This window comes from Paenibacillus sp. 4624 (assembly GCF_050435065.1).
Classification (GTDB): domain Bacteria; phylum Bacillota; class Bacilli; order Paenibacillales; family Paenibacillaceae; genus Paenibacillus; species Paenibacillus amylolyticus_D.
This window is the reverse complement of sequence record NZ_JBNDJR010000001.1, coordinates 24,246-47,554: the sequence shown is the minus strand read 5'-3', so window position 1 is coordinate 47,554 and position 23,309 is coordinate 24,246. Positions and strand designations below refer to the sequence as shown.

At 47.6% G+C, this 23,309-nt stretch carries 20 protein-coding genes; 3 read left to right on the top strand and 17 right to left on the bottom strand.

From position 1 onward, the window contains the following. Positions 1-452: 452 nt before the first annotated feature. The 5 genes from ABIE27_RS00265 to cymR all read right to left on the bottom strand — a co-directional run bounded on the left by ABIE27_RS00265 (position 453) and on the right by cymR (position 4,585). Positions 453-1,520 carry an AI-2E family transporter gene (locus tag ABIE27_RS00265; RefSeq protein WP_090915541.1) on the bottom strand — a complete coding sequence of 356 codons (1,068 nt, stop codon included), beginning with the start codon at positions 1,518-1,520 and terminating at the stop codon, positions 453-455. A 338-nt stretch (positions 1,521-1,858) separates the two neighbouring features. Next, positions 1,859-2,068, bottom strand: a complete 210-nt coding sequence (locus ABIE27_RS00260; RefSeq protein ID WP_090915543.1) for a hypothetical protein — start codon at positions 2,066-2,068, stop codon at positions 1,859-1,861. Positions 2,069-2,078: 10 nt separating this feature from the next. Then, entirely contained in the window at positions 2,079-2,600 is a 522-nt protein-coding gene (locus ABIE27_RS00255) for a PRC-barrel domain-containing protein (RefSeq protein WP_090915545.1), read from the bottom strand. A 166-nt stretch (positions 2,601-2,766) separates the two neighbouring features. Further along, positions 2,767-3,918: a cysteine desulfurase family protein gene (locus tag ABIE27_RS00250; protein ID WP_429349649.1), complete on the bottom strand. Its 1,152-nt coding sequence runs from the start codon at positions 3,916-3,918 to the stop codon at positions 2,767-2,769. Between the two features lie 247 nt (positions 3,919-4,165). Further along, the gene (cymR, locus tag ABIE27_RS00245; RefSeq protein WP_123066318.1) at positions 4,166-4,585 is read right to left on the bottom strand and encodes a cysteine metabolism transcriptional regulator CymR; all 420 of its coding nucleotides are present in this window, start codon (positions 4,583-4,585) and stop codon (positions 4,166-4,168) included. A 370-nt stretch (positions 4,586-4,955) separates the two neighbouring features. Between cymR and mnmA the strand changes: the two genes are divergently transcribed. After that, positions 4,956-6,080: a tRNA 2-thiouridine(34) synthase MnmA gene (gene mnmA, locus ABIE27_RS00240; protein ID WP_123066317.1), complete on the top strand. Its 1,125-nt coding sequence runs from the start codon at positions 4,956-4,958 to the stop codon at positions 6,078-6,080. A 132-nt stretch (positions 6,081-6,212) separates the two neighbouring features. On the opposite strand, the gene crcB (ABIE27_RS00235) is transcribed toward mnmA, so the two are convergent. The 4 genes from crcB (ABIE27_RS00235) to ABIE27_RS00220 form a co-directional block, all read right to left on the bottom strand. After that, positions 6,213-6,572, bottom strand: a complete 360-nt coding sequence (crcB, locus tag ABIE27_RS00235) for a fluoride efflux transporter CrcB (RefSeq protein ID WP_123066316.1) — start codon at positions 6,570-6,572, stop codon at positions 6,213-6,215. Then, positions 6,569-6,970, bottom strand: coding sequence for a fluoride efflux transporter CrcB (crcB, locus tag ABIE27_RS00230; protein ID WP_123066315.1), 402 nt, complete (start codon positions 6,968-6,970; stop codon positions 6,569-6,571). The genes crcB (ABIE27_RS00235) and crcB (ABIE27_RS00230) overlap by 4 nt, the downstream gene beginning before the upstream one ends. A 2-nt stretch (positions 6,971-6,972) precedes the next feature. Beyond that, complete coding sequence (locus ABIE27_RS00225) at positions 6,973-8,280, bottom strand: replication-associated recombination protein A (protein ID WP_429349648.1); 1,308 nt, start codon at positions 8,278-8,280, stop codon at positions 6,973-6,975. 127 nt (positions 8,281-8,407) lie between these two features. Continuing rightward, positions 8,408-9,259, bottom strand: coding sequence for a LysR family transcriptional regulator (locus tag ABIE27_RS00220; RefSeq protein ID WP_123066313.1), 852 nt, complete (start codon positions 9,257-9,259; stop codon positions 8,408-8,410). Between the two features lie 213 nt (positions 9,260-9,472). Between ABIE27_RS00220 and ABIE27_RS00215 the strand changes: the two genes are divergently transcribed. Together ABIE27_RS00215 and ABIE27_RS00210 are read left to right on the top strand one after the other, a co-directional pair. Next, positions 9,473-10,216, top strand: coding sequence for an SDR family NAD(P)-dependent oxidoreductase (locus ABIE27_RS00215; protein WP_429349647.1), 744 nt, complete (start codon positions 9,473-9,475; stop codon positions 10,214-10,216). After that, positions 10,213-11,151 (top strand): DMT family transporter, encoded by a 939-nt coding sequence (locus tag ABIE27_RS00210; RefSeq protein ID WP_123066312.1) that lies wholly within the window; start codon positions 10,213-10,215, stop codon positions 11,149-11,151. The genes ABIE27_RS00215 and ABIE27_RS00210 overlap by 4 nt, the downstream gene beginning before the upstream one ends. Positions 11,152-11,252: 101 nt before the next feature. On the opposite strand, the gene ABIE27_RS00205 is transcribed toward ABIE27_RS00210, so the two are convergent. The 8 genes from ABIE27_RS00205 to ABIE27_RS00170 form a co-directional block, all read right to left on the bottom strand. Beyond that, positions 11,253-13,439, bottom strand: a complete 2,187-nt coding sequence (locus ABIE27_RS00205; RefSeq protein ID WP_429349646.1) for a HelD family protein — start codon at positions 13,437-13,439, stop codon at positions 11,253-11,255. A 227-nt stretch (positions 13,440-13,666) separates the two neighbouring features. Next, complete coding sequence (locus ABIE27_RS00200; RefSeq protein ID WP_429349645.1) at positions 13,667-15,496, bottom strand: ABC transporter ATP-binding protein; 1,830 nt, start codon at positions 15,494-15,496, stop codon at positions 13,667-13,669. 38 nt (positions 15,497-15,534) lie between these two features. After that, positions 15,535-16,833 (bottom strand): NCS2 family permease, encoded by a 1,299-nt coding sequence (locus ABIE27_RS00195; protein ID WP_429349644.1) that lies wholly within the window; start codon positions 16,831-16,833, stop codon positions 15,535-15,537. A gap of 249 nt (positions 16,834-17,082) precedes the next feature. Then, entirely contained in the window at positions 17,083-17,841 is a 759-nt protein-coding gene (locus tag ABIE27_RS00190) for a tRNA threonylcarbamoyladenosine dehydratase (protein WP_090915572.1), read from the bottom strand. 18 nt (positions 17,842-17,859) lie between these two features. Beyond that, positions 17,860-19,638, bottom strand: a complete 1,779-nt coding sequence (aspS, locus tag ABIE27_RS00185) for an aspartate--tRNA ligase (protein ID WP_429349643.1) — start codon at positions 19,636-19,638, stop codon at positions 17,860-17,862. A 188-nt stretch (positions 19,639-19,826) separates the two neighbouring features. Continuing rightward, entirely contained in the window at positions 19,827-21,080 is a 1,254-nt protein-coding gene (gene hisS, locus ABIE27_RS00180; RefSeq protein WP_123066307.1) for a histidine--tRNA ligase, read from the bottom strand. Positions 21,081-22,076: 996 nt separating this feature from the next. Continuing rightward, a complete protein-coding gene (locus ABIE27_RS00175; protein ID WP_123066289.1) occupies positions 22,077-22,523 on the bottom strand; it encodes a hypothetical protein in 447 nt (148 codons plus the stop codon). 68 nt (positions 22,524-22,591) lie between these two features. Further along, entirely contained in the window at positions 22,592-23,098 is a 507-nt protein-coding gene (locus tag ABIE27_RS00170) for a type 1 glutamine amidotransferase domain-containing protein (RefSeq protein ID WP_123066288.1), read from the bottom strand. Between the last annotated feature and the right edge of the window lie 211 nt (positions 23,099-23,309).

The following is a 23,309-nucleotide window of genomic DNA, read 5'->3' as shown; positions in this document are numbered from 1 at the left end:
AACAGATTGTTTTGCACATTTTTTTGGTAACGCGTCTGTAAAAATAAACACAAAAAACGCCCCTGAATGATCAGGGACGATGTTATCGCGGTACCACCCTGGTTATTGTTCATCTCCCCTTATTGAAAGGGTTCATCTCCCATCATTGAAAGGATAAACGAACAATCGCCTCGTTCATGCGAGTAACGGTCGCGCCCGGCAGGGTTGTCCTGCACTCCGAAATCAGCTTTCTGCCGCTTCAACTTTCTAGACTCTCCCAGCCAGCGAACTCAGAGCATGTCTGAATTCGAAGAAGTCTATTCTCTGAGGAAAGGAACCCTCGGCATACTTCATTTCATCATCGATTTTAATTTAATAAACATACACCCTCATTATATCGGTAGAGTCAGCGAGTGTCAACGCGCCTTCTGAGGCGGTTCCAGATGACTCCCTGCCTCTCTTGGCCTACTTGTTCATTCGGTTCTCCGTTTGATGTAATAGGCGAAAAAATGCTGCACGATCACCTTCAAAACAGCAAAGACCGGTACTGCCAAAATCAGACCGACGATACCCGCCAGCTCTCCACCGACCAGAAGCGCAAAAATAATGGAGAGTGGATGCAAGTGCAGCGTTCGTCCCACCACCTGCGGGGAAACTACATTGCTCTCCAGCACCTGGCAGAGTGTGTTCACCGCGATGACCAGCAATACCATTTTGAAAGAAACTGTTGAAGCCATCACCACCGCTGGTGCTGCTCCCAGAAAAGGTCCCAGATAAGGCACGATGTTGAACACAGCCACGATGCTTGCCAGAAGCAAAGCATAAGGCATATCGATCACAATATATCCGATATAAGCAAAGATCCCCACAATTACACAGACGATAAATTGTCCCCGGATGTAATTGCCGAGTGCGGTGTCGATCTCTTTCATCACAGAAACAATGGCTTTACGGCGAGAACGAGGCAGATAAGCTACAACTGTGCGTTCAAATACATCAAAATCTTTTAACATATAAAAAATCAGAAACGGCACAATAAATACGTTAAACAGCACATTTATCGTCGCACCGATATTGTCCATTAGCACGGTAATCCCCTGCGTAAGCCGGTCTTCCATCTGGAAAAACCAACTGTTCATGCCTGTGCGTATGCTTGGCGGCATTAATTTGTGATCCATATTGTTCATCAGGTTTTGCGCCCGCATGGACAATTCCGGCATGTGTTCATTTAACTCTTCCAGCTGTTCAATCAAGACAGGGATAACATTCATTAAGATGACTCCGATGCAGGTCAGAAAAAAAGCATAGATTAACAGAACCGCAATGGAACGCGGGACTTTGCGGCCGCCAAGCATGCTCACAATCGGATTAAGTACATAAGAAATGATGAGGGCAACGATGAATGGGGCCAGTACCGTTTTCAAGAATCCATAGATATGTAATAATAACGGCCGTAACAGCCAGATAAAATATAGAATGATCAATCCGAGCAAGAGCCAGATCGCGTAACGAAACATTTTATTTTTGGTTAGTTGCTCCATTTGCATTCTCCCCTTTGGACTGCCGCTACAGTTCAGTATATGGACTGGCTCTGAAAGTAAGTATATGTAGGAGAGGGAATTTTTATTAACTCCGTGCAGATGTGGTAATGAAAGAGGAAGGAAATTAGAATATGTTCTGTATTCAGCATTGCATAATAAAAAACGCTCCCCTCTAGAAAAGAGGAAAGCGAATTTTATGAATCATTGCCTCATATAATCAACCATATGCTTCCTGAACACTATGTAACTACATCTATATCCATCCGTCGCCAGATTGCGACAGCATTAAATGACATGTATTGTCATGAAACCGCATATAGAGGAAGTTAAACCGCGTATTAAGAAGAAGCGTGAATATGTGGGAAGTCTTGTGGCAGCTCTTCTCCGAAGAACAAGTCATCCAGAGAGCTCAGCGTACCGTCCTCTTCCACTTGATACACAGACATTTTCTCACCGTTTACCGTTAACTCAATAAAGCATCCCCAGCAATAAAACTGATGGGAGCCAATTTTTCCGATATCTTTCGAACTACAATTTGGACATTTCATATTCATTCACCTATCCATTAACAGAATGAATGGCATTTTCCAAGCGCTGTTCACTCAGCGGCGGTACCATAATGGCACTTTCCCCGATAGACATATCACTTGTACATGGCAGCCATTTACGGCCCTCGATCAGATCGGACACAAAACCGTCCGTAATTTCAATCCCTATTATTGTATTTCCCAACTCCTGGTCAAAATAAACATCAGAGACACGTCCGAGCAGCAAACCTTCTTCGGTGAGCACGGACATCTCCTTCAATTTAGAACGACCAAGGAGGTATGTGTATTTTATGTCGTCGGCCCCCGTCTTGCGGACAGCCTGTTGATTACGGATCATGACGGCATCTTCGCCATAGGCAACGATATCTTCCCATTGCACCATTTTGACATGATTGGTAAACAGGCCCTTATTCTCAAGTTCAATGCCTTCAATCTCCCAATCATCATTCACAATGAAATCCTGGATTTTACCGACCTGCTTCCCATCCTCAACATCAAAAACGGCAAGTCCGATCATTTCCTGAAGCTTCATCGCTGGGTCCCCCTCATCTTCTTCACATTGTATAGGCGCGGCGCTATTGCTAGGTATGCCCAAAGTTGATGAATGGCAATCAGGACGCCGATCATCAAACCGCTTCTATATCAACCGATGAAAATGGAACTTCTTCCCCCCTTCTGTTCCATGTGTAAAGAACCCCTTAAGGTCTATTACGCAGCCGTTGAAGAATGGTTCCAATTTTTTCGGCGGTTGTGATGATTTCTTTTGTAGTATTACCCAACCCCCAGCTAAATCGAATCGCAGACTGTAAAAATGCTTCTGGCAAGTTCATCGCTCTGAGTACGTGGGATACTTCCAGGGAACCAGAAGTGCAAGCTGAACCACTGGCCACAGCGATCCCCTCCATATCCAGGTTCATCAGCATCGTTTCAGTAGATACCTCGGGAAAGCTGATATTAAGGATATTGGGGAGCGTGTGCTCATGGTGTCCGTTGACATGAAAACGTTCTGCGCCCACATGAATGGTAAGCTCGTCCAGCAGTAATTTTTTTAATTCCAGCGCATGTTGCAGGTGCTCCTCCGCATTCTCGGAAATGATCTTAAGTGCCTCTGCAAAACCTGCAATCCCCGCAATGTTCTCTGTACCTGCACGACGTTGTCGTTCCTGTAATCCTCCATGTGATCTGGCTTCCAATGTCACACCACGTCTAACATACAGCGCGCCCACACCCTGGGGCCCGTTAATTTTGTGCGCTGAGAAGCTGATCAGATCTACAGGCAAGTCTGTACAGGAAATGGGCTGGCTGCCCAGTGCTTGAACCGCATCTGTATGAAATAAAATATCATGCTGACGCGCGAGTTCACCAACCTCACGAATCGGCTGAATCGTGCCTACTTCGTTGTTGGCATACATCATTGTTATCAGCACGGTGTCAGGCCTGATGGCTTCACGCAGTTCCTCCATCTTGATGCGTCCGGACTCGTCCACAGGCAGATAGGTCACATCGTATCCCTGCCGCTCAAGTTCCTGGCATGAATGCAGTACAGCATGATGTTCAATCTCCGTTGTAATCACATGTTTGCCTTTGTCTGCTCTGGCAGCAACCACCCCGAAAATCGCCAGATTGTCGCTCTCTGTCCCGCCACCTGTAAATACAATCTCGTCCGGTTTACATCCCAAAGAGGCCGCGATCCTGTCTCTTGCTCCACTGACCGTGCGTTTGGCTTCACGTCCAAAGGCATGAATGCTGGATGGATTCCCATATTGCCCTGTCATCACATTCATCATCGCTTCTGCGACGCGCGGATGCATAGGTGTCGATGCGGCGTGATCTAAATATATACGATTCATCGTTATCACCCCGTTAGTTGTTAGATTTTATGATGTCATTGTATTTCTTAGTCTGGTATGAAAATTAGTCAAATGCAAACATGTCGCACCGTCTTTTATAATGCAAATATAAAGTCACTGGAAAACCATTGATGAAAGGACAGGCTGGCTTGCTAATGCTTTTATCTCTGTTGGCACGGCTAAAGCCCCCATTTATTTGGGGGCTTTAGTGTGCTGTCTAGATGATCAACCTATGATCTTCATTAACTTAAATGTAGAACATGTACGAATCTTTCTTCTCCTGATCCTCAAACGTAATCAGATCTTTCAACGTTGTTGAATCCAATACATTGGCAATGCTATCACGGATGCGCAGCCACAAATCACGTTTGGCCGGGTCATCTTCTTCCGTAAAGTCCACTGGCGAGATCGGTCCCTCCAGTACACGAATAACATCCCCTGCGGTCATGGTTGCAGGGTCACCTGCTAGAATGTAACCGCCATATGCACCGCGGATACTCTTAACAAGACCAGCATTGCGCAGCGGCGCAATCAGTTGCTCCAGATAATGTTCGGAGAGCTGGTTTCGCTCAGCAATGCTCTTCAAGGATGTTGGACCTTCGCCGGTTCTTGCAGCCAGCTCCATCATAATGGTGAGGCCGTAACGGCCTTTTGTCGATATTTTCAAAGGAGTCACCTCTTTCAATTTTCAAAAAAACATGGATGGAACGTAAGTGTTTCACTGTTCTCAAGCGCTGTTTCTTTATGCAGTTTCTCTATACACTTTCTCTATGTGGTTCATGACCGTTAACCCCGTGATTTCGCCAGACGAAACTCAGGTACGACAGGCCTCAACCATCTAATCCTCCGTATTCCGATCATAACCCTCAAGTAATGTTAACATATCTGCATGCGTTATGGAAAAGAAAGATTGACGATATTGCAAAATGTGCGCCTGGAGTGGACACTATCCAAAATTGGCCGGGTGTATCGTAAGTTCGGTCGGGTTATGCTAGAATAGTAACGAAACACATTTATATATAGAAATGGTGATAACGATGTCCAAAGCAAATGAAAATACACGGGTCGTCGTTGGCATGTCCGGAGGTGTGGATTCATCGGTTACCGCATTGCTTCTGAAAGAGCAAGGTTACGATGTCATCGGCATTTTCATGAAAAACTGGGATGATACGGACGAGTTCGGCCATTGCACCGCTGAAGAAGATTCAGAGGATGTGCGCCGGGTATGCGAACAGATCGGCATTCCGTACTACACTGTCAACTTCGAGAAAGAATACTTTGATAAAGTATTTACCTATTTCCTTGATGAATATAAGTCGGGTCGTACGCCGAACCCGGATGTCATGTGTAATCGTGAGATCAAATTCGGCGAGTTCCTGAACAAAGCGCTGGATCTCGGCGCAGATTATGTAGCGACAGGCCACTATGCACGTCTCATTGAAGAGGACGGCACGTTCAAGTTGCTGCGCGGCGTGGACAACAACAAAGATCAGACTTACTTCCTGAATGCTCTTAATCAAAAACAACTCTCCAAAGCCATGTTCCCGATTGGCCACTTGCCTAAACCGGAAGTGCGCAAAATTGCTGAAGCCGCCGGTCTGTACACAGCCAAGAAAAAAGACAGCACAGGCGTATGCTTTATCGGCGAACGCAACTTCAAGGAGTTCCTGAGCAACTATCTGCCAGCCAAAGGCGGGGACATGGTTGATATCGTAACTGGTGAAGTCAAAGGCCGTCACGACGGTCTCATGTACTACACTTTGGGTCAACGTCAAGGACTTGGCATTGGCGGTTCCGGCAACGGCGAGCCTTGGTTTGTCGCGGATAAAAACCTGGAGAAAAATCAATTGCTCGTGGTGCAAGGCGATGCTCATGCCAGCTTGTACTCTACAGGTCTGACAGCTACCGGCGTAAACTGGATTGCCGGTGCAGAGCGCACACCGAATGTGCCTTTCCGCTGCACAGCCAAGTTCCGTTATCGTCAACCGGATCAGGGCGTTACATTGACCTGGCAGGAGGACGGCAGTGTAGATGTACAGTTTGATCAACAGCAAAAAGCGATCACACCAGGACAAGCCGTTGTTTTCTACGACGGAGAGGTTTGCCTCGGCGGTGGTACGATTGATCAGGTACAGAAGGTCCCTGTACCCGCGATGCAATAACAGGACTTACTCATCACTTGAGAGTGGTGAAGTCAATTCCATGTATTCCTACAAAAAAAGCCGTCTTTCATGTAATACCATGAAGGATGGCTTTTTTCCTGCTTTTTTTGCAAAAAATTCAAAATATTTAACTTATGCAGTGATCCAGACTCCTGCCAGACAACCTAACACGCCCACCACCACAGAACTCACCACGTAAATACCCGCTCTGGTTTGTCGCTGTTGCGCCATCAACGTTAATGTTTCATACCCGAAGGTAGAGAACGTAGTGTACGCTCCGCAGAAGCCGGTTCCCCATACTACCCAAATCTCGTCTGGCAAATTCCCTGCTTGATGACCGCCATACAACATTCCCAGAATAACAGAACCGCTGATGTTAATCATCCACGTTCCCCAAGGAAAAGAGGTGCCAAGTTTGCGGGAGACAACCTTTCCCAGACTGTAACGGAGCAGCGCACCTAATACACCCGCTAATCCAATCCAGATCATCATCGGGCATCACCCTCTTCGGAGGAGATACTTAGCATTCGGTTACCCAGCTTGATGCCAAGGGCGCAAAGCACCAGTCCTGCCAACACGCTTAAAAGGAGATAAGCCACGGCTTTGATCCATTCTCCGCTCTCCGATAAACGAACAATATCGAGTGTAAATGTGGAAAAGGTCGTGAAAGCTCCAGTAAATCCTGTGCCAATGGCGAGGCGGAGATGTGGTGTTATTTTTTCCGGAATAGCCACGGTAAAAAACCAGCCCAAAAACAGGCTGCCGATCGCATTAATCAACAGCACTGCCCAGGGAAAACCTGCATTAGCCGAGGGGATCATCAGTTGAATGGTGTACCTGGTTAATGTGCCCAGAAACCCGCCGGCTCCAATATATGCTAACTCTTTCATCTCTACAGTTCCCTGCGCCGCTGTTGATTAATCCTGATCTTCGACTCATTCCCCTGCTCTGTCGCCTCATAAAAAACTCTTCGAGACAGCTGTTTTGGCAGATACTCCTGTTTCACATAATGTCCCGGATAGTTATGAGGATACTGGTATCCTTCATGTCCCAGCTTCGCGGCACCCGAGTAATGGGTATCCCTCAAATGCAGCGGCACTTCGGCCGATTTCACCTCATCAATGGCACTCATCGCTTTGGATATTGCTGTATATACTGCATTGGACTTCGGACTTTCCACCGCAAACAATATAGCTTGCGCAATGTTTAGCTTGGCCTCCGGCCAGCCGTTATTTCGGTACGCATCAAGCGCTCCTATTGCTTGGGTCATCGCCTGTGGATTCGCCAGTCCAATGTCCTCACTACTTGCTGCAATCAGGCGCCGGATGAACGTCATGGGGTCCATGCCCAGCTTCTCCACGGCATATAGGAACCAGAATAACGCTGCATCACTCGAACCACGAATGCTTTTGTGAAAAGCGGATAATACGTCATACTGCGTGGACTCGTCTGCCTTGACAATGGGACGACGGATCGACTCTTCCGCAACAGCCAGCGTGATGTGAACCGTTCCATCCTGCTCAGGCGGTGTCGTTAGCGCGGCAAGCTCCAGAGCATTCAGGGCACGGCGAATATCGCCATTCGCCATCGTAGCAATGTGCGCCAGCGCTTCATCATCGGCTTTCAGTTCCATAAACCCAAGGCCTTTATTCGCATCGCTTAACGCTCTGCGCATCGCAATCAGGGAATGTTCCTTATTTAGGGATTCCAGTTGAAAAAGGGTAGAACGGCTCATCAAAGCTCCGTTCACATAATGAAACGGGTTCTCCGTCGTTGCACCGATAAAAATAATCGTTCCCTTCTCCACCGCAGGCAGCAGTGCATCTTGGCGTGAACTGTTAAAACGATGTACCTCATCGAGGAAGAGAATCGTTTTGGTTCCGTACAGCTGCTTGTTCGTCTGCGCTTGCTCAATCACTTCACGTACGTCCTTCACAGAGGCATCCACAGCATTCAGTCGCACAAATTGTCCTTGAGTATGCTGCGAGATGATGTGAGCAAGAGTGGTCTTGCCACATCCTGGCGGGCCGTACAGTAGAATGGATGAGATCTGATCCGCCTCAATGGCCCGGCGTAGCAGCTTTCCTGGCCCGATAATCTGTTCCTGTCCAATATATTCATCCAGATGCTCAGGCCGCATGCGGTCTGCGAGCAATCTGGCCTGTGGTTGTGTATCCTGTTGAAACGAAAATAAATCCATGGTTTTATCACTTCCTTAAAGGGTTGCCAAATCCAATAAACACGACTTTAAAATTATACTTTTTATATATCCTTACAACTTTTTAGCGTAGGATATCACATTCAGCTAATCTCCACTCGCTATCATATCATTCCTGCGGAAGCATAGCCATAAATGCCCCAAGCGCACTGCTGACAAACGCATCCTTACGAGTAATAAACCTTGTCATCATACGGTTCATTCCGGCAGGAAGAGCATGTTTACGCAGCAGGCCGTTTTGGATTTGCTGCCGTATGACGATTTCAGGCAGTAAAGAGATGCCCATTCCAGAGGTTACACCACTGATAATGGCCTCGAGCGTCCCAAATTCCATAATAACGGGTCGATGAATACCGCTCAGAAGCATCCAGTCCTCCAAAATTTTACGGTAAGAGCACCCCATACTGTAAACTAGTATCGGCTTTCGGATCAGTTCCTCCTCTTGCAGACTTGGAGACGAAATAACAAAAAGTTCCTCATCAAACACATCCACAGATTTAATATCAGGATGGTCGCAAGAACAGCCAATAAATGCACCTTCCAATTCATACCCGATAACCTGATCAATAAGCATTTGTGAATGACCTGTAGCCAGAGCTAGTGAAACATCTGGGTAATGGCTGTAATACTCCGCTAGGAGACGCGGCAGCCTTACCGCAGCGGCCGTCTGTATCGACCCAATTTGCAAAGGGCCAGATGGTGTATTAGTAGCCTGAAGTGCTTTGGATGCATCGTTCAACAGTCCAATGATTTTATCTGCGTAAGATAGCAGCGTTTGTCCCGCTGGAGACAATGTCATTCCCCGATTGTGACGGATAAATAATGGCGTACCTACTTCAGCTTCCAAATGCCTGATGCGTGCCGTAACGTTGGATTGGACATACCCTAGCTTGGCTGCAGCTCTGGTCAGATTTCCTACCTGGGCAACACATTGAAATATTCGAAGATCCCCGCTCTCCATCATGCCTCCACTCTGACATCATTCAAAATGATATCCAGTTCATTTGTAATCATTATACTCTCTTGCCAGACCGTACTACAATGAGGACATATCCATTGAGTTCATTCGTTGTCTCCGAATGGTTGAATATCTGTGATTTGCTTGTCAAACCACATGATGATGATCAATGGAGACTCTTGTTCAATGGTTGAGAGCAAAGAAGGAGTGTTTGAAATGACATACTGGACAAATAGAGTGGTTTTCATTACAGGCGGAGGAACAGGTATAGGCCGGGCGGTCAGTACCTTGCTGGCTGAACGCGGTGCACGGGTCGCATTGAGCTATTCCCGATCCCAGAAGGCCGCAGAAGAAACCGTCCAGCACATCCTCAATCAAGGCGGGCAAGCATTTTGCATTCAGGGGAACATTGCAAATGATGATGAGGTACGCCGAATGGTCACCAACGTAACTGAAATCTATGGCCCCATCACCGACCTTGTGAATAATGCTGGCATGACCCATCATATCCCCCTGGGCGATCTGGAGGCCATCACAGATGGTATCTGGAACGAATTGATGGATGTGAATGTGAAAGGTATGTTTTATTGTGCTCGTGCCGTAACACAAGGAATGAAGCAGGCCGGTGGAGGTGCCATTGTTAATATGGGCAGTATTGCTGGCAGCACTGGTTCAGGTTCTTCTCTTCCCTATGCTGTATCCAAAGCAGCAGTCCATGGTCTGACCCTATCTCTGGCTCATGCACTCTCTCCACACATTCGGGTGAATGCCATCATTCCCGGAGCTGTCTCCACACGTTGGTGGGCTGGCAATGAGGAACGAATGCACCAACTCGGGAGACAATTATTGCTGCAGCGAATCGCTCAGCCAGAGGACATTGCCCACATGGTCTGCGCTGCTCTTGAACAGCAATCCATGACAGGGCAGCTTATTACTGTCGATGGAGGACAGACATTATGAGCACAACAATTCATAATCCTGCTAGAGCGGCACGCATACCAACTTCCTTAAGACCCGGCAAATACATCCTATTGATTATTGTGACAACACTCATTATGGGGACTTCTTTTCCTGTAGGTAAAATAGGGCTCAGTTATGCACCACCTTTTCTACTGATGGGCTTGCGCTATATACTAGCGGGCGGTTTAATGGCTTTGGTCTTGCGTAAGCGTGCTTTACCAAGGGGATGGCGAGCTTGGGGCAAAATTATTCTCATCGGCTTGTTTCAATCCGCCGGGGTGATGGGCTGCGCCTATTACAGCATGAATTGGATTTCATCCGGTGAGTCGGCCATTATCACGTTTACGAATCCACTGATCGTCATTGTTCTCAGTGCGTTGCTATATAACCTGAGCTATCGATCAAGCCAATGGATTGGCGTAATTGTTGGGTTTGTCGGCATTTTGGTTACCTTTGGCTGGCATATGAGCTTCAACCCCGGAACCTGGATCGGTTTTGGCGGAGCGATTTCGTTTGCCATATCCACCTTGCTGATTAAACGCTGGGGTGTCGATTATGATACTTTTGTGCTTACCGCTTATCAGATGCTTGCTGGAGGTTCAGCATTGCTTCTGATAAGTGTATGGACGGAGCAGCCTCATTTTACAGTAACTACAGTCTCCATCATATCGTTGTTATATCTTACGCTGATTTGTTCCATCATGCAGTTTTCCCTCTGGTTTTATCTGTTACAGAACAGTGATCCCGCTCAGACCAGCAGTTATTTGTTTCTTGCACCGTTCTTCGGCGTGCTATCAAGCTGGTTTTTGATAGGCGAACAGATTCAATGGTTTGTCGGGGCTGGAGGCGTCCTGATCGGGGTGGGCATCTATCTGGTAAACCGCCGTTCAGCTAAGAAGAAACAAGCCGCATCTCGCTTTGTAAACCTCGGATAAAAAAGTTGTCTTCATCATCCTATGCAAAAAAGGCATGCGTCAGGGTTAACCTGCGTCATGCCTCTATATCGATATAGCTTAGTGCTACGTGATCTATTCGACTATAAAACAGCCTCATCCGGCCAGCCTTGAATCGTAACCTGCTCCCCCTCGGGATTATGTGTTGCCGCGGCATACGCTGGCATGTCGCCGTCGTGAAATAACCACAATTCGTGCAATGCCCGCGTACAGCCGACATAAAGCAACTTCGCATCACCTGCGCCAGGCAAATAGTGCTGCTCATCGACATCAGCTACAATCGCTGCATCAAATTCAAGTCCTTTGGACAGATACACAGGCAAAATGGAATGTCCGCCACTGTACTGCTTTTTGCCACCGTCGATCAGATTCAATTCCCAGCCTGTCGCCTGAAGCTCACGATGAAGCTCTTCGGCTTCACGCAATGTCCGCGTCAGAATGGACACCGTCCGATAATCTTTCGAGGTAAGCACCTTCAGCGCCCGTTCCAGGCTCTCCGTTCGCCCTTCACTTCCATAAGCCAAAGTACGCACCGGATCACCGCTCCGGAACACCGGAATTGCCGTGATCCCACTCTTCACACCCTGATCCAGGATGGTATTGGCATAATCAATGATTTCCATCGTGGAACGATAGCTTCGGGTTAAGGCAAAATACGCATTCTGTTCTTCCGGGAACAACGAACTCATCTCTTCCCAGGTATGAACACCGCGGTACTCATGAATACCTTGGGACAAGTCTCCCAAAATGGTGAAAGAATGCCCTTTCACGAACTGATCCAGCAGCGCAACGTGAAATGGAGAGAAGTCCTGAGCTTCGTCAATGACAACGTGGTCAAAACGCTCCGTTCCTTCAATGTCATGCACCAACGTATGCATATAAACCAGTGCCGGCAGATCCTCTTCTCGAATGACATCCTGTTTCAGGTCTGCACCCGTTTGTTTCATGATCGCTTTAGGTATTAAGGTGCTTAGCTCTGCAGGCACAGCCCCGCCTTTCGCCGCCTTGAACAGCTGTTTGTACAGCGTCAGCGGATTGTACTCAGGCCACTTTTTGGCATAGGATTTCTCCCGGGTTGCCGCCTTCTTCTTACGTTCTTTGCGCACCGTGTCTGGCATCGGCTTTTTCAATTCCATCTCGATCCAGCGGTGAACCCGTGCCATGACCCGCTCTTTGCGTTTGGCCAGCGGATAATGTTTGTACTCCGTCCCAAACCAGTTATCGATTTCCTGTTTACTGAGCACCGCACCGTCCCATGGACTGAAATCACCATCCGGCACAGATGCTTCCTCCATCCCCGATAACCACTCCCGAATCAGTTCCATGAAACGAATTGAGCCTTTGTAACGTCCAGGGACATCATCATTCAGCTCAGGCCGAGCAGCAGGGGTTTCGAACCACGTCTGCAACGTCTCTGACGCATCTGCAAGCGGCATATCCAGACCTAGCAGATTCATCGCCCAATCGGGAAAAGTCTGCTGCTGAATATCCCCTACACCAAGCTCTGGCAATACATCGGAGATGTAATCCAGAAACATATGGTTGGGTGCAAAAATAACCATTTTCTCCGCCGACACCTGCTCCTTGTACTGGTACAGCAAAAAAGCAAGACGATGCAGGGCCACTGTTGTTTTCCCTGATCCGGCGACCCCCTGAATGATCAATGCGGTGTTTCTCGCCGCCCGAATGATCTGATCCTGCTCGGCCTGGATCGTGGATACGATGTCACGCAGCTTATTGTCCTTATTTTCACCAAGTCGGTACACGAGGAACTCATCGGATACGGCGGGCTGGTCACTGTCCCGGTTATACGTATCTGCCACTCGCTCCAGTATGCGCTGACGAATCACGACATTTCGTTTCAGATACACCAGACCTTCAATCAGCCCTTCAGGGGCTTCATACGTTGCAGAGGCTTCTCCTCCGGTAAAAGAGTAAAACAGGCTCGCGACAGGAGCGCGCCAATCGATCACAAGCGGATGCTCGCCGATCTCTTCGCGGTCTACGCCGATTTTGCCAATATACAGCGGTTTCCGTTCACCACTGCCCTGCTCTTCGAAATCCAAGCGTCCGAAATAGGGTTGTTGCGCGCTCTTGGACAAGGCATTCCGGCGTTCTTCACGTCCGGCTTCCAGCACTTGCTCCGTGAAATCGTGACCGGTATACACCGGAAAGTTCCGCAGCCGTGTGAGCTGACGATCCACTTCTTCCATCGTTCGCGCTAACCTGTACTCTTCTTCTTGATAGGCACTTTGAAAGCTGTCTGACATGTTTCAGTTACCTCCTAAGAATATATGTTTGCTCTGCATCGCTGTAGATCGCGCAATACAAAAGGATATCCAATATATCACAAAGGGTAACTGAAAGCCATATCGATTTTCCATATGAACAAAACAAACCATGAAGTCCTAACCAAAAAAAAGAAGGACTCTGCTGAGTGATACCTTCACAGGTACCGCAGAAATCCTTCGATCCTCATCCCTCTATCTATCGAGCGTTACTCTTTGTTTCGTATTTCCCCATTGCTGCTTGCATTGCCGTCTCCATCCTGCGCCACAAACTGCTTTTGCGCCAGTTCACGATAAACTGGATGCGTGCCGATCAGCTCCGCATGAGTTCCTGTCCCGGTAACATGACCGTGCTCCAGCACAACAATCTGATCTGAATCCACAACAGTAGACAATCGGTGTGCAATGACAATGGTAGTTCTGCCCTCCATTAGATTAGATAACGCCTGCTGAACTTCGTATTCGGATGTACTGTCCAGACTGGAGGTAGCTTCATCCAGCATCAGAATATCCGGGCTGCGAAGCAACGCACGGGCAATAGCGATCCGCTGACGCTGGCCCCCGGATAACTTCATTCCGCGTTCGCCCACTTCGGTGTCAAACCCTTGTGGCAGTTTGTCGATAAAGTCAGCCGAATAGGCCATCTCCGCGGCTCTTCTGATCTCCTCCATGGTGACTTCACGATCGAGACCATAAGTGATGTTGTCTTTGATCGTACCCGCCATTAGTGGACTTTCCTGTGATACATAGCCAATTTTACTACGCCATGAGGCCAAGGAATAATTAGTTATCTCTTCTCCGCCATAGGAGATGTGACCTGAGTCGGGAATATAGAACTGCTCCAGCAGTGAGAACAGCGTAGACTTACCGCTTCCGCTTGGACCCACAATGGCTGTTACTTTGCGAGTCGGCACCGTTAGATTAATGCCGTGCAGCACTTCTTCGCCTGCAACATAAGAGAAATGTACGTTGTGAAATGCAATCGTGTCATTACCTTGTGGAGCTCGTTTTGTGCTGTGATCTGGTTCCTCCTCATCCGCAAGAATCGCCTGAATGCGCTCGGTAGCACCTACGACTTTTTGCAAACGTGAGTACAACGTTGTGAACTGTCCCATTGGCATAATAACCTGGAACAGCAACAGAATGAATGCAACCAGTTCCCCCGGCGACAGTAGCCCCGAAGCAACCCGCATCCCCCCGACACCAAGAATAACGACGAGCACAGCCGTCATAACAAAAGTAAACAAAGGCCCGATCAACGCCAGAATACGTGCTTCCTGTAATCCAAAAGCAAACATTTTACGAATGCGGGAATCTCCCGCCTCGGATTCCTGCTTCTCGGTTCCGTACGCTTTGACCAAACGAATTTCACTAATCACCTGACTGAGCACCGATGTCAGTCCAGCCATCTCATCCTGCTGTTTTTTGGAGATTTTGTACATTTTTCTGCCCACAGGCAACAAGATCAGCATGGTCAGCGGCACCAGGCTTAGAATGATGAGTGACATCACCCAGTCCAGATAAAATAGCAGTGCCACCCCACCGATTACCGCAACGATGTTGGAGACAAATGATACAAGATAATCCGCAATTAACGTCATAATCTGACTGGTGTCATTGGTGATACGACTCATCGTATCCCCCGTACGATTGCGGTCGAAATATGGCATGCGGAGTGACAGTACCTTGTTCCACAGCTTGGTGCGAAGCGTCGCCACGACACGTTGCCCAGCGTAATTCAACATATAGATGCTAATTCCTGAAGCAATGGCTTGAATCACAAACGCCCCGAGCAACAGAAATATAACCGATTTATTTAGAGCTGATGTGGTCAGTCCGTCAATGAGTCCTTTGGTCATCAAAGGAACGATGAGTCCCGCCGTCGTTTGAATCAAGGTCAAGATGAGAGCCACGGTCAGGATCAATTTTGGCGGATTCGTGGAAGCGATCAGTCTAACAAAATCCTTGAATCCTTTTGTTCCGACTTTCGGCTTATTCGACTCCGAGTGTTGCTGTTCTTGCATTCCCTGTTCTTCCATCCATCTTCCTCCCGTTCTCTATCTCTCATCACTACGTTTTACAAAATACCATGTAATACAAAGTTCGCCAGGAACAGAATCGAAATGCCATACATGACGACAGGCACTTCTTTTCCTTTTCCGGCAGCCAGTTTTGCCAGCGGGTATGCGATAAATCCAAAGGCCATCCCATCCACAATGCTGTATGTAAAAGGAATCATAACCATGATCAGAAACGCCGGAAACGCTTCGGTAAAATCGCTGAAATCCATGTCTCTGACACCCTGTACCATCAAACCACCGATGATGATCAAAATAGGTGCAATCGCACTGTCGGGAATATATCCGAGCAGTGGGATGAAGAAAAAGGTCGCGCCGAACAGCACAGCTGTTACAAGCGGAGTCAAACCCGTGCGGCCACCTGCCGCGATGCCCGCTGTAGTTTCCGCTGCCGCTACCGGCGGACTGCTCCCCAAGATACCAGCCAGTACGGTGCTAACTGACAGTGCACGCAGACTGCCCTTGAAACGTTCCGGACGACCAATCATATTTGTTTGCGCGGTGATGAGCCCGATATTTTCAAACACAACGATTAACAACAGCAGAAAAACAGCAATCCAGAATGCAACATCTGCCAGCTTCATCAGAGATAATTCACCAAACAGACCACCATATTGCCGCAGTGCTTCCATTGCAGATACCGCTTCGCCGGGATGTACCGCTCCGAGCACGTAAGCAAGTCCTGTCCCAATTAAAATACTGATAAGCAGACCGCCTTGAACATTTCGGATAAATAAAATAACGGCGAGCACAAGTGTTACACAGGCTGTAATGACATTGGGATCATTGAAGTGTCCTATAGCAACAAAGGTTGTCTGATGGGCAATCACAATGCTGCTCTTTTGCAATCCGATAAAGGTTAGAAACAATCCGATCCCAACTGTGATGCCATGTTGCAAATTTTTCGGGATCGCTTCGCTGATCATTTTGTATAACGACGTAAAGGCAACGACAGCAAACAAAGCACCAGTAACAGCCACTACAGCCAGTGCTTCTTGCCAAGTCAGCTTCATCGAGTGTACAAGTGTATATGTGAAAAATGCGTTAATTCCCATGCCTGGCACCACGACAATCGGTGATTTACCCCCGAAAGCCATAAGTAAACAGCCTGCAATGGATGTGAGCAACGTACCTACCATCGCTGCCTGCAGCGGCATCCCCGCATCAGAAAGAATCTTGGCATTCACCATCACAATATAAACGACGGCAAAATAAGATATGGAACCAGCCACAATTTCCTTCTTCCACTGATCTTCTGGTTCCATGCCCAGTTGTCTGGACAACCACCCGTGTTTCATTCGTTCTGTTCCCCTCTCTGGCCGCAAATCATTATGTATGTATCATCATTTCGCGCAGCACACCATATCATACACCGTTTTCACGGTGAAGTACATGACGTAATCCTGACGTATCGAATCCCCTCTTAATTTAGTTATCCATGCAATGAAAAAAGAATAGAACCAAAAAACGCAGGTGCTCGCAGCACCCGCGCTTCATTCGGTTGATCTTATACAATGTTAATTGATTTGATCTGATATGTTGTTTGCTTAAGCCTCTGACTTCTCCGCTTTTTCAAGCAGATCTTTCACGGCAACACTGACCATGATCAGTCCAGCTACCGGCGGGACAAAAGCGTTACTTGCTGGTGGCTGTTTCGCTTTGCGAATCTCCGGCGCATTCTCGGGAACGATCTTCTGCGTCACGTCTGCGCGTGGCTTCAATGGCTCCTCGGTAGAGAATACCACCTTCACGCCCTTTTTGATGCCGTCTTTACGCAACTTGGTGCGCACCACTCGGGCAATCGGGTCCATGGACGTTTTCGAAATATCCGCCACCTGGAACTTCGTCGGGTCCATTTTGTTGGCAGCGCCCATGCTGGAGATGATCGGAATTTTGCGTTTTAGGCACTCTTTAATGAGATGTATTTTGTAGATAATCGTATCGGAAGCATCCAGCACGTAATCCAGATCGTACTTGAACAATTCCTCATACGTTTCTTCGGTATAAAACATGTTGAGCGCAATGGCGTCACATTCCGGATTGATCAATTTCACACGCTCTACCATCAAGTCGGCCTTTTTCTGACCTACCGTGGTGGTAAGTGCATGAATTTGACGGTTGATGTTCGTGATATCCACTACATCTTTGTCAATCAGGATGATTCGGCCAACGCCGCTGCGGGCAAGTGCTTCTACAGCAATCCCGCCCACACCGCCGATGCCAAGTACGGCTACCGTGCTATTTCTGAGCGTATTCAGACCTTCAGGTCCGATCGCAAGCTCTGTTCTTGAAAATTGATGGAGCATTGAAAATCGATGCCTCCTTTATTTCTTTTCCGCGACTGGTTTACGGGCTACACGGATGTGAAGCTGTTCGAGTTGTGATCCATCCACTTCGGAAGGTGCATTCATCAACAGATCGGTTGCACTTGCCGTTTTCGGGAAGGCAATGGTTTCACGCAGATTTGTGCGTCCTGCCAGCAGCATCACGAGACGGTCCAGACCAAAAGCGATACCGCCATGTGGTGGTGTACCATATTCGAATGCTTCGAGCAGATAACCGAATTTATCGTTAGCTACTTCCGGTGTAAGTCCAAGCGCAGCAAACATTTTTTCCTGTACATCCCGTTTGTAGATACGCATTGAACCGCCACCGACTTCATAACCGTTTAGAACAAGGTCATAGGCTTGGGCACGGATTGCGCCCGGGTCTGTGTCGAACAGATGTACATCTTCGTCTTTTGGACGTGTGAACGGATGGTGTTCCGCCACATAACGTTTTGCTTCTTCATCATAGCCGAGCAGCGGGAAGTCCACAACCCAAGCAAACTTGAACTTGCTGTCATCGATCAGACCGAGTTGACGTCCGATTTTCAGACGCAAGGCACCGAGGACATCAGCAACCACTTTTTTGGTGTCAGCGGAGAAGAGTAACAAGTCGCCTTCTTCAGCGCCTGTACGTTCTTTAACAGCTTCAATCTCTTCCGGTGTAAAGAACTTCACGATTGGCCCTTTGAACTCGCCGTCTTTCACTTGAATCCAAGCAAGACCTTTAGCGCCGTAACGAGCAGCGAATGGTCCCAGATCGTCGATCTCTTTACGGCTCCACGTACCACAGCCTTTGGCGTTCAGTACTTTCACTTCGCCGCCTTTTTCGATAACGGAAGCAAATACTTTCACACCGCTGCCTGCTACGATATCATTCATTTCCACCAGTTCCATGCCAAAACGCAGATCTGGTTTGTCGGAACCATATTTGCCCATTGCATCAGCATACGTAATCCGTTGGAATGGCAATTCCAGCTCAATACCTTTTGTTTCACGCAGCAATTTCGCCATCAACTGTTCCATCATTGGCAACAGGTCATCTTGTTGCAAGAAGGATGTCTCGATATCGACTTGAGTGAACTCCGGTTGACGGTCTGCACGCAAATCTTCATCACGGAAACAACGAGCAATTTGGTAGTAACGCTCAAGTCCACCAACCATCAACAATTGTTTGTAGATTTGTGGGGATTGTGGCAGGGCGAAGAATTCTCCTTCATGCACACGGCTTGGTACGAGATAGTCACGCGCACCTTCCGGCGAGCTCTTGGTCAGGATTGGTGTTTCCACCTCAACAAACTCTTCTCCGTCCAGGAAGTCACGGAACACTTTGGACGCTTTGGAACGCAGTTTCAATGTTTCGAACATTTCCGGACGACGCAGGTCCAGGTAACGATATTTCAAACGCAGGGATTCGTCTACTTCAACACCATCTTCAATGAAGAATGGAGGTGTTTTCGCTGCATTCAACACTTCGATTTCCGTAATTTGAACTTCGATCTCGCCTGTTGGCAAGTTTTTGTTTACAGTCTCTGCATCACGTTTAACCACTTTACCCGTTACCGCGATGACATATTCACTGCGTACACGATCTGCGATCTGCAATGCTTCACCGGAATATGCCGGGTTAAAAACAACTTGTACAATACCGCTGCGGTCACGCAGATCGATAAACAGTACGCCCCCCAGGTCACGACGGGTCTGTACCCAGCCGTTCAATGTTACCGTTTCACCGATATGTGCGTTTGTTAATGCGCCGCAATGATGACTTCTTTTCATAACCAAACTCCTCTTATGTGAAATTTCCGTTCTGTGCAGACAAGCATGTAGCCCGCCTTCCACAATCCGGTTACGTGAAGATATATATTTGAAAGGCATCCTGTCTCTGGAGATTACCGTCCGTACAACCGGAATCCATTCACCATAGCCACTTGCCGATTCTACAATTGTCGTTCCATCGTAGGTTCTTAATTGTTTCCGCGTACCGTTGCCACCAGATCATCCAGCTTCACGGTCTGCTGCTCACCTGTATCCATCGCTTTGAGTGAGATCTCGCCACGCTCCAGTTCGTCATCCCCAAGGATCGCCGTATAGCGAGCTTTGAAGCGGTCTGCTGATTTCATCTGTGCTTTCATCTTGCGGCCCAGATAATCACGTTCACCGGATAAGCCGGATTGACGTAACTTGAACAACAGTCGATTGACCTCACGATCCGCCGCCTCACCTAGAGCGACAAAATATACGTCCAGCGGAGCAAGTGTTGTTACTTCAATGTTCTGGTGCTCCAGAATGAGCTGAATGCGCTCCAGCCCAATACCAAAGCCGATGCCCGGCTGATCGGGTCCGCCGATATCACCAACAAGACCATTGTATCTGCCACCGCCACCAACGGTATCAATGGCTCCGATACCTTGTGCCTTTAACTCAAATGCAGTGAGAGTGTAATAATCAAGCCCTCTTACCAGACGGTTGTTCACCGCATAGTCTACGCCGAAATCGTCCAGATACCCCTGCAGTTTGGCAAAATGACTTAATGATTCTTCATCCAGACTGTCCAGGATGGACGGAGCTCCAACGAATTTATCCTGATCCACCTTACAATCCAGTACACGCAGTGGGTTACGCTCCATCCGGGACTGGCAGTCTTTGCAAAGTGTGTCCTTCATTGGTCTAAGGAAACCAAGCAGTGTCTCGCGGTATTCCGCCCGACTTGTTGCATTCCCCACCGAGTTAATTTCCACTTTGACATCCTTCAGGCCAAGCTCTACACACAGCTGGTAGCCAAGTGCAATGACTTCGGCATCAATTGCCGGATCAACTGCACCAAGAGCCTCTACACCAAACTGGTGAAACTGACGCTGACGGCCAGCCTGCGGACGCTCATACCGGAACATTGGTCCTATATAATACAGCTTGCTCACATCCGGTTCGCCATAAAGCTTATTCTCTACGTAAGCACGAACCACACCTGCTGTGCCTTCCGGACGAAGTGTCATGCTGCGATTGCCTTTGTCATCAAAGGTATACATCTCTTTCTCAACGATATCTGTCGTTTCTCCTACGCCTCGTACAAACAAGGATGTCTGCTCGAAGATCGGCGTGCGAATCTCGCGGTAATTAAAGCGTCGACACAGATCCCTTGCTTTCCCTTCCACATACTGCCATTTCTCGACTACACCAGGCAGCAAATCCTGCGTTCCTGTCGGTTTCTGAAAACCCATCTGTATCCCTCCAGCATTGATTTTCTCTGTAAACGTTAAGATATTCCACGATTCCCACTACGCGGACAGAAAACCTTTCAATCGCTGTTATCCCCAAATTTTTTTGAATAAAACTTTAAAATGTTAAAATTCGGTGATAAAGGCGATGCCTATGCTTCCGATGCAGCTTTCTTGCAGAAAGCTTTTAGCTCCGCTTTTCCAGGTTTTTTCTGTCCTCTCCGTTCTTCGTGTAAATCTCATATCTTAACTAAAAAACAAAAAAATCCCTCGCCCTGTTTGCTCATATACAGCAAACAAAGGGACGAGAGATTGTATATACATTCACCCGTGGTACCACCCACATTCCGGAAGCCTGAGCCTATAGCCGTTCAGGTTGTCACTGTTACGTCAGGATGTGTTCAATGCTACATCCAGATCAACAGCTCTTCCGCTCTACGTATAACGCACGTCATGCGCAGGCCGGCTACTAAGATCCGCAGATTGTCTCTGCCTTGTTCGCCGTCTGTTCTCGGGGAAGTCATTCGTCCGCTCATCAAGAGAATCCTTACAGCCTTGGGGATTCCTCTCTGGTCATGTGGGTACGGAGTACTTGGTCCCGTCATCAAATCAGTCATATTATTCAAAAAAACGACTTTAGTTGACTATAGTCAACGTATTATTTTCTGATTGTAATGAACCGCAGTACTAAAGTCAAGGGCTAACATGCAAAGATAGAAAAAAAATAACCTGCACACGGTGTGCAGGTTCAAAGGATATATAAAAAAAGGGGGTCATGTCTGTTATTATAAACGCACATTGTTAAAGGCTTGTGTTACTAACATTACAGGAATATTACAAAAATGATAGCGCTTTAATATAGGATTTTTCCACAGCATCTTTTCTTTTTAGTCAGCAAATCTGCAGGTTCCATCGAATCTCCACGTATTATTAAAAGCCCTTACGTCTTCCCGGCAATAGGAAACCGGGCAACGTAAGGGCCAGCTTAATATCTATTGATTAATCGAGTTCTTCCACATAGGCATGGTTAGAGCGAAGTTTATGAACGATTGCATCATAATCCTCATCTCTTACTTTGGCAGACAGAACATAATGCAGGTCATCATAATCGGCCGAAGTCACATCTGCGGCATCCAGCATATCTCCGTCTTCGTTCACTCTGTTGCGAGGGTCGCGTTCAGCGTCACGATTGACATCGGTGACAACTGGAATTACATTTTCGCTAGCTGGAACCCCTGGAGCTGCTCCTACGCCCATAGCACCGTTCGTGCCTACACCACCAGCCGTATTATAAGGTACCAGTGGAACCATAACTCGTGTATCCCTGCCAATGGCAGCATCCAGTTGACCTACCTCAAGCTGCTCGGTATGGAACGTCAATAGTGAAGTTCTTGCACCCTCTGCCTCGTCCTCGGTTCGAAAATACGCCTGAATATGTTTTGCCATGTCAAACCCTCCTTTATGGAATAAAATTATCATTAGATGCCACTATCGTATTCAGTTTACCCTTTTGCTTATATTACTTTCATTAATTCACGAACAAATGCTGGTTCATCTTCAGGTGTACGGGATGTAATATAGTTCCCATCCACAACCGCTTCATGATCCTTGAAGTCTGCTCCTGCATTTACCATGTCATCCTTGAGTGGAGGATAAGATGTAATTGTTCGTCCCTTGAGCAGATCTGCGCTAGCCAAAATTTGCGGACCATGGCAGATTGCAGCGATTGGTTTGTTAGCCGCATTGATTTCTGTAACAAACTTCAGGATATTGGCGTCTGTTCGCAAATTTTCCGGCGACGACCCACCCGGAATAACGACAGCATCATAATCTGACGCATGAACCTCTGAGATCGCTTTGTCCGTCGTATAGGAAGCCTTGCCTCCCTTGCCTTGAAGCGTTTCACCCGCTTTTAACCCGATAATGTGTACCTCATGTCCAGCCTTTTTCACCTCATCGTACGGAACCTTCATTTCTGAATCCTCAAACTCATTCGCAAGCAAAAAAGCAACTTTACTCATGATCTATGGTCTCCTTTCCGTATTCGAATGTGATTAAACCTAGAGAGATTGATTCTATCCTTTGGCACGTCTTTTGTGCCTCGTTTTGTTATTACCCCAAGGAGTGCCTTTTATAACAATCAATACATTTGGAATTAATTTTGCAGCCTTTCTCCGAGAAAATGAACTGTGAATCATAACAGCAAAAAGCCCCGGATTGTCAAACAACCGG

Bases quoted from the DNA above. Each gene is read 5' to 3' on its own strand.
- ABIE27_RS00225 (WP_429349648.1), bottom strand. From the start codon at position 8,280: ATGGATTTATTTTCGTTTCAACAGGATACACAACCACAGGCCAGATTG.
- ABIE27_RS00205 (WP_429349646.1), bottom strand. From the start codon at position 13,439: ATGTCAGACAGCTTTCAAAGTGCCTATCAAGAAGAAGAGTACAGGTTA.
- crcB (WP_123066315.1), bottom strand. From the start codon at position 6,970: ATGAAAGAGTTAGCATATATTGGAGCCGGCGGGTTTCTGGGCACATTA.
- aspS (WP_429349643.1), bottom strand. From the start codon at position 19,638: ATGAAAAGAAGTCATCATTGCGGCGCATTAACAAACGCACATATCGGT.
- ABIE27_RS00195 (WP_429349644.1), bottom strand. From the start codon at position 16,833: ATGAAACACGGGTGGTTGTCCAGACAACTGGGCATGGAACCAGAAGAT.
- ABIE27_RS00170 (WP_123066288.1), bottom strand. From the start codon at position 23,098: ATGAGTAAAGTTGCTTTTTTGCTTGCGAATGAGTTTGAGGATTCAGAA.
- ABIE27_RS00210 (WP_123066312.1), top strand. From the start codon at position 10,213: ATGAGCACAACAATTCATAATCCTGCTAGAGCGGCACGCATACCAACT.
- crcB (WP_123066316.1), bottom strand. From the start codon at position 6,572: ATGATGATCTGGATTGGATTAGCGGGTGTATTAGGTGCGCTGCTCCGT.
- ABIE27_RS00265 (WP_090915541.1), bottom strand. From the start codon at position 1,520: ATGGAGCAACTAACCAAAAATAAAATGTTTCGTTACGCGATCTGGCTC.
- ABIE27_RS00220 (WP_123066313.1), bottom strand. From the start codon at position 9,259: ATGGAGAGCGGGGATCTTCGAATATTTCAATGTGTTGCCCAGGTAGGA.
- ABIE27_RS00190 (WP_090915572.1), bottom strand. From the start codon at position 17,841: ATGCTCCATCAATTTTCAAGAACAGAGCTTGCGATCGGACCTGAAGGT.
- ABIE27_RS00250 (WP_429349649.1), bottom strand. From the start codon at position 3,918: ATGAATCGTATATATTTAGATCACGCCGCATCGACACCTATGCATCCG.
- hisS (WP_123066307.1), bottom strand. From the start codon at position 21,080: ATGGGTTTTCAGAAACCGACAGGAACGCAGGATTTGCTGCCTGGTGTA.
- ABIE27_RS00175 (WP_123066289.1), bottom strand. From the start codon at position 22,523: ATGGCAAAACATATTCAGGCGTATTTTCGAACCGAGGACGAGGCAGAG.
- ABIE27_RS00200 (WP_429349645.1), bottom strand. From the start codon at position 15,496: ATGGAAGAACAGGGAATGCAAGAACAGCAACACTCGGAGTCGAATAAG.
- ABIE27_RS00215 (WP_429349647.1), top strand. From the start codon at position 9,473: ATGACATACTGGACAAATAGAGTGGTTTTCATTACAGGCGGAGGAACA.
- ABIE27_RS00260 (WP_090915543.1), bottom strand. From the start codon at position 2,068: ATGAAATGTCCAAATTGTAGTTCGAAAGATATCGGAAAAATTGGCTCC.
- mnmA (WP_123066317.1), top strand. From the start codon at position 4,956: ATGTCCAAAGCAAATGAAAATACACGGGTCGTCGTTGGCATGTCCGGA.
- ABIE27_RS00255 (WP_090915545.1), bottom strand. From the start codon at position 2,600: ATGAAGCTTCAGGAAATGATCGGACTTGCCGTTTTTGATGTTGAGGAT.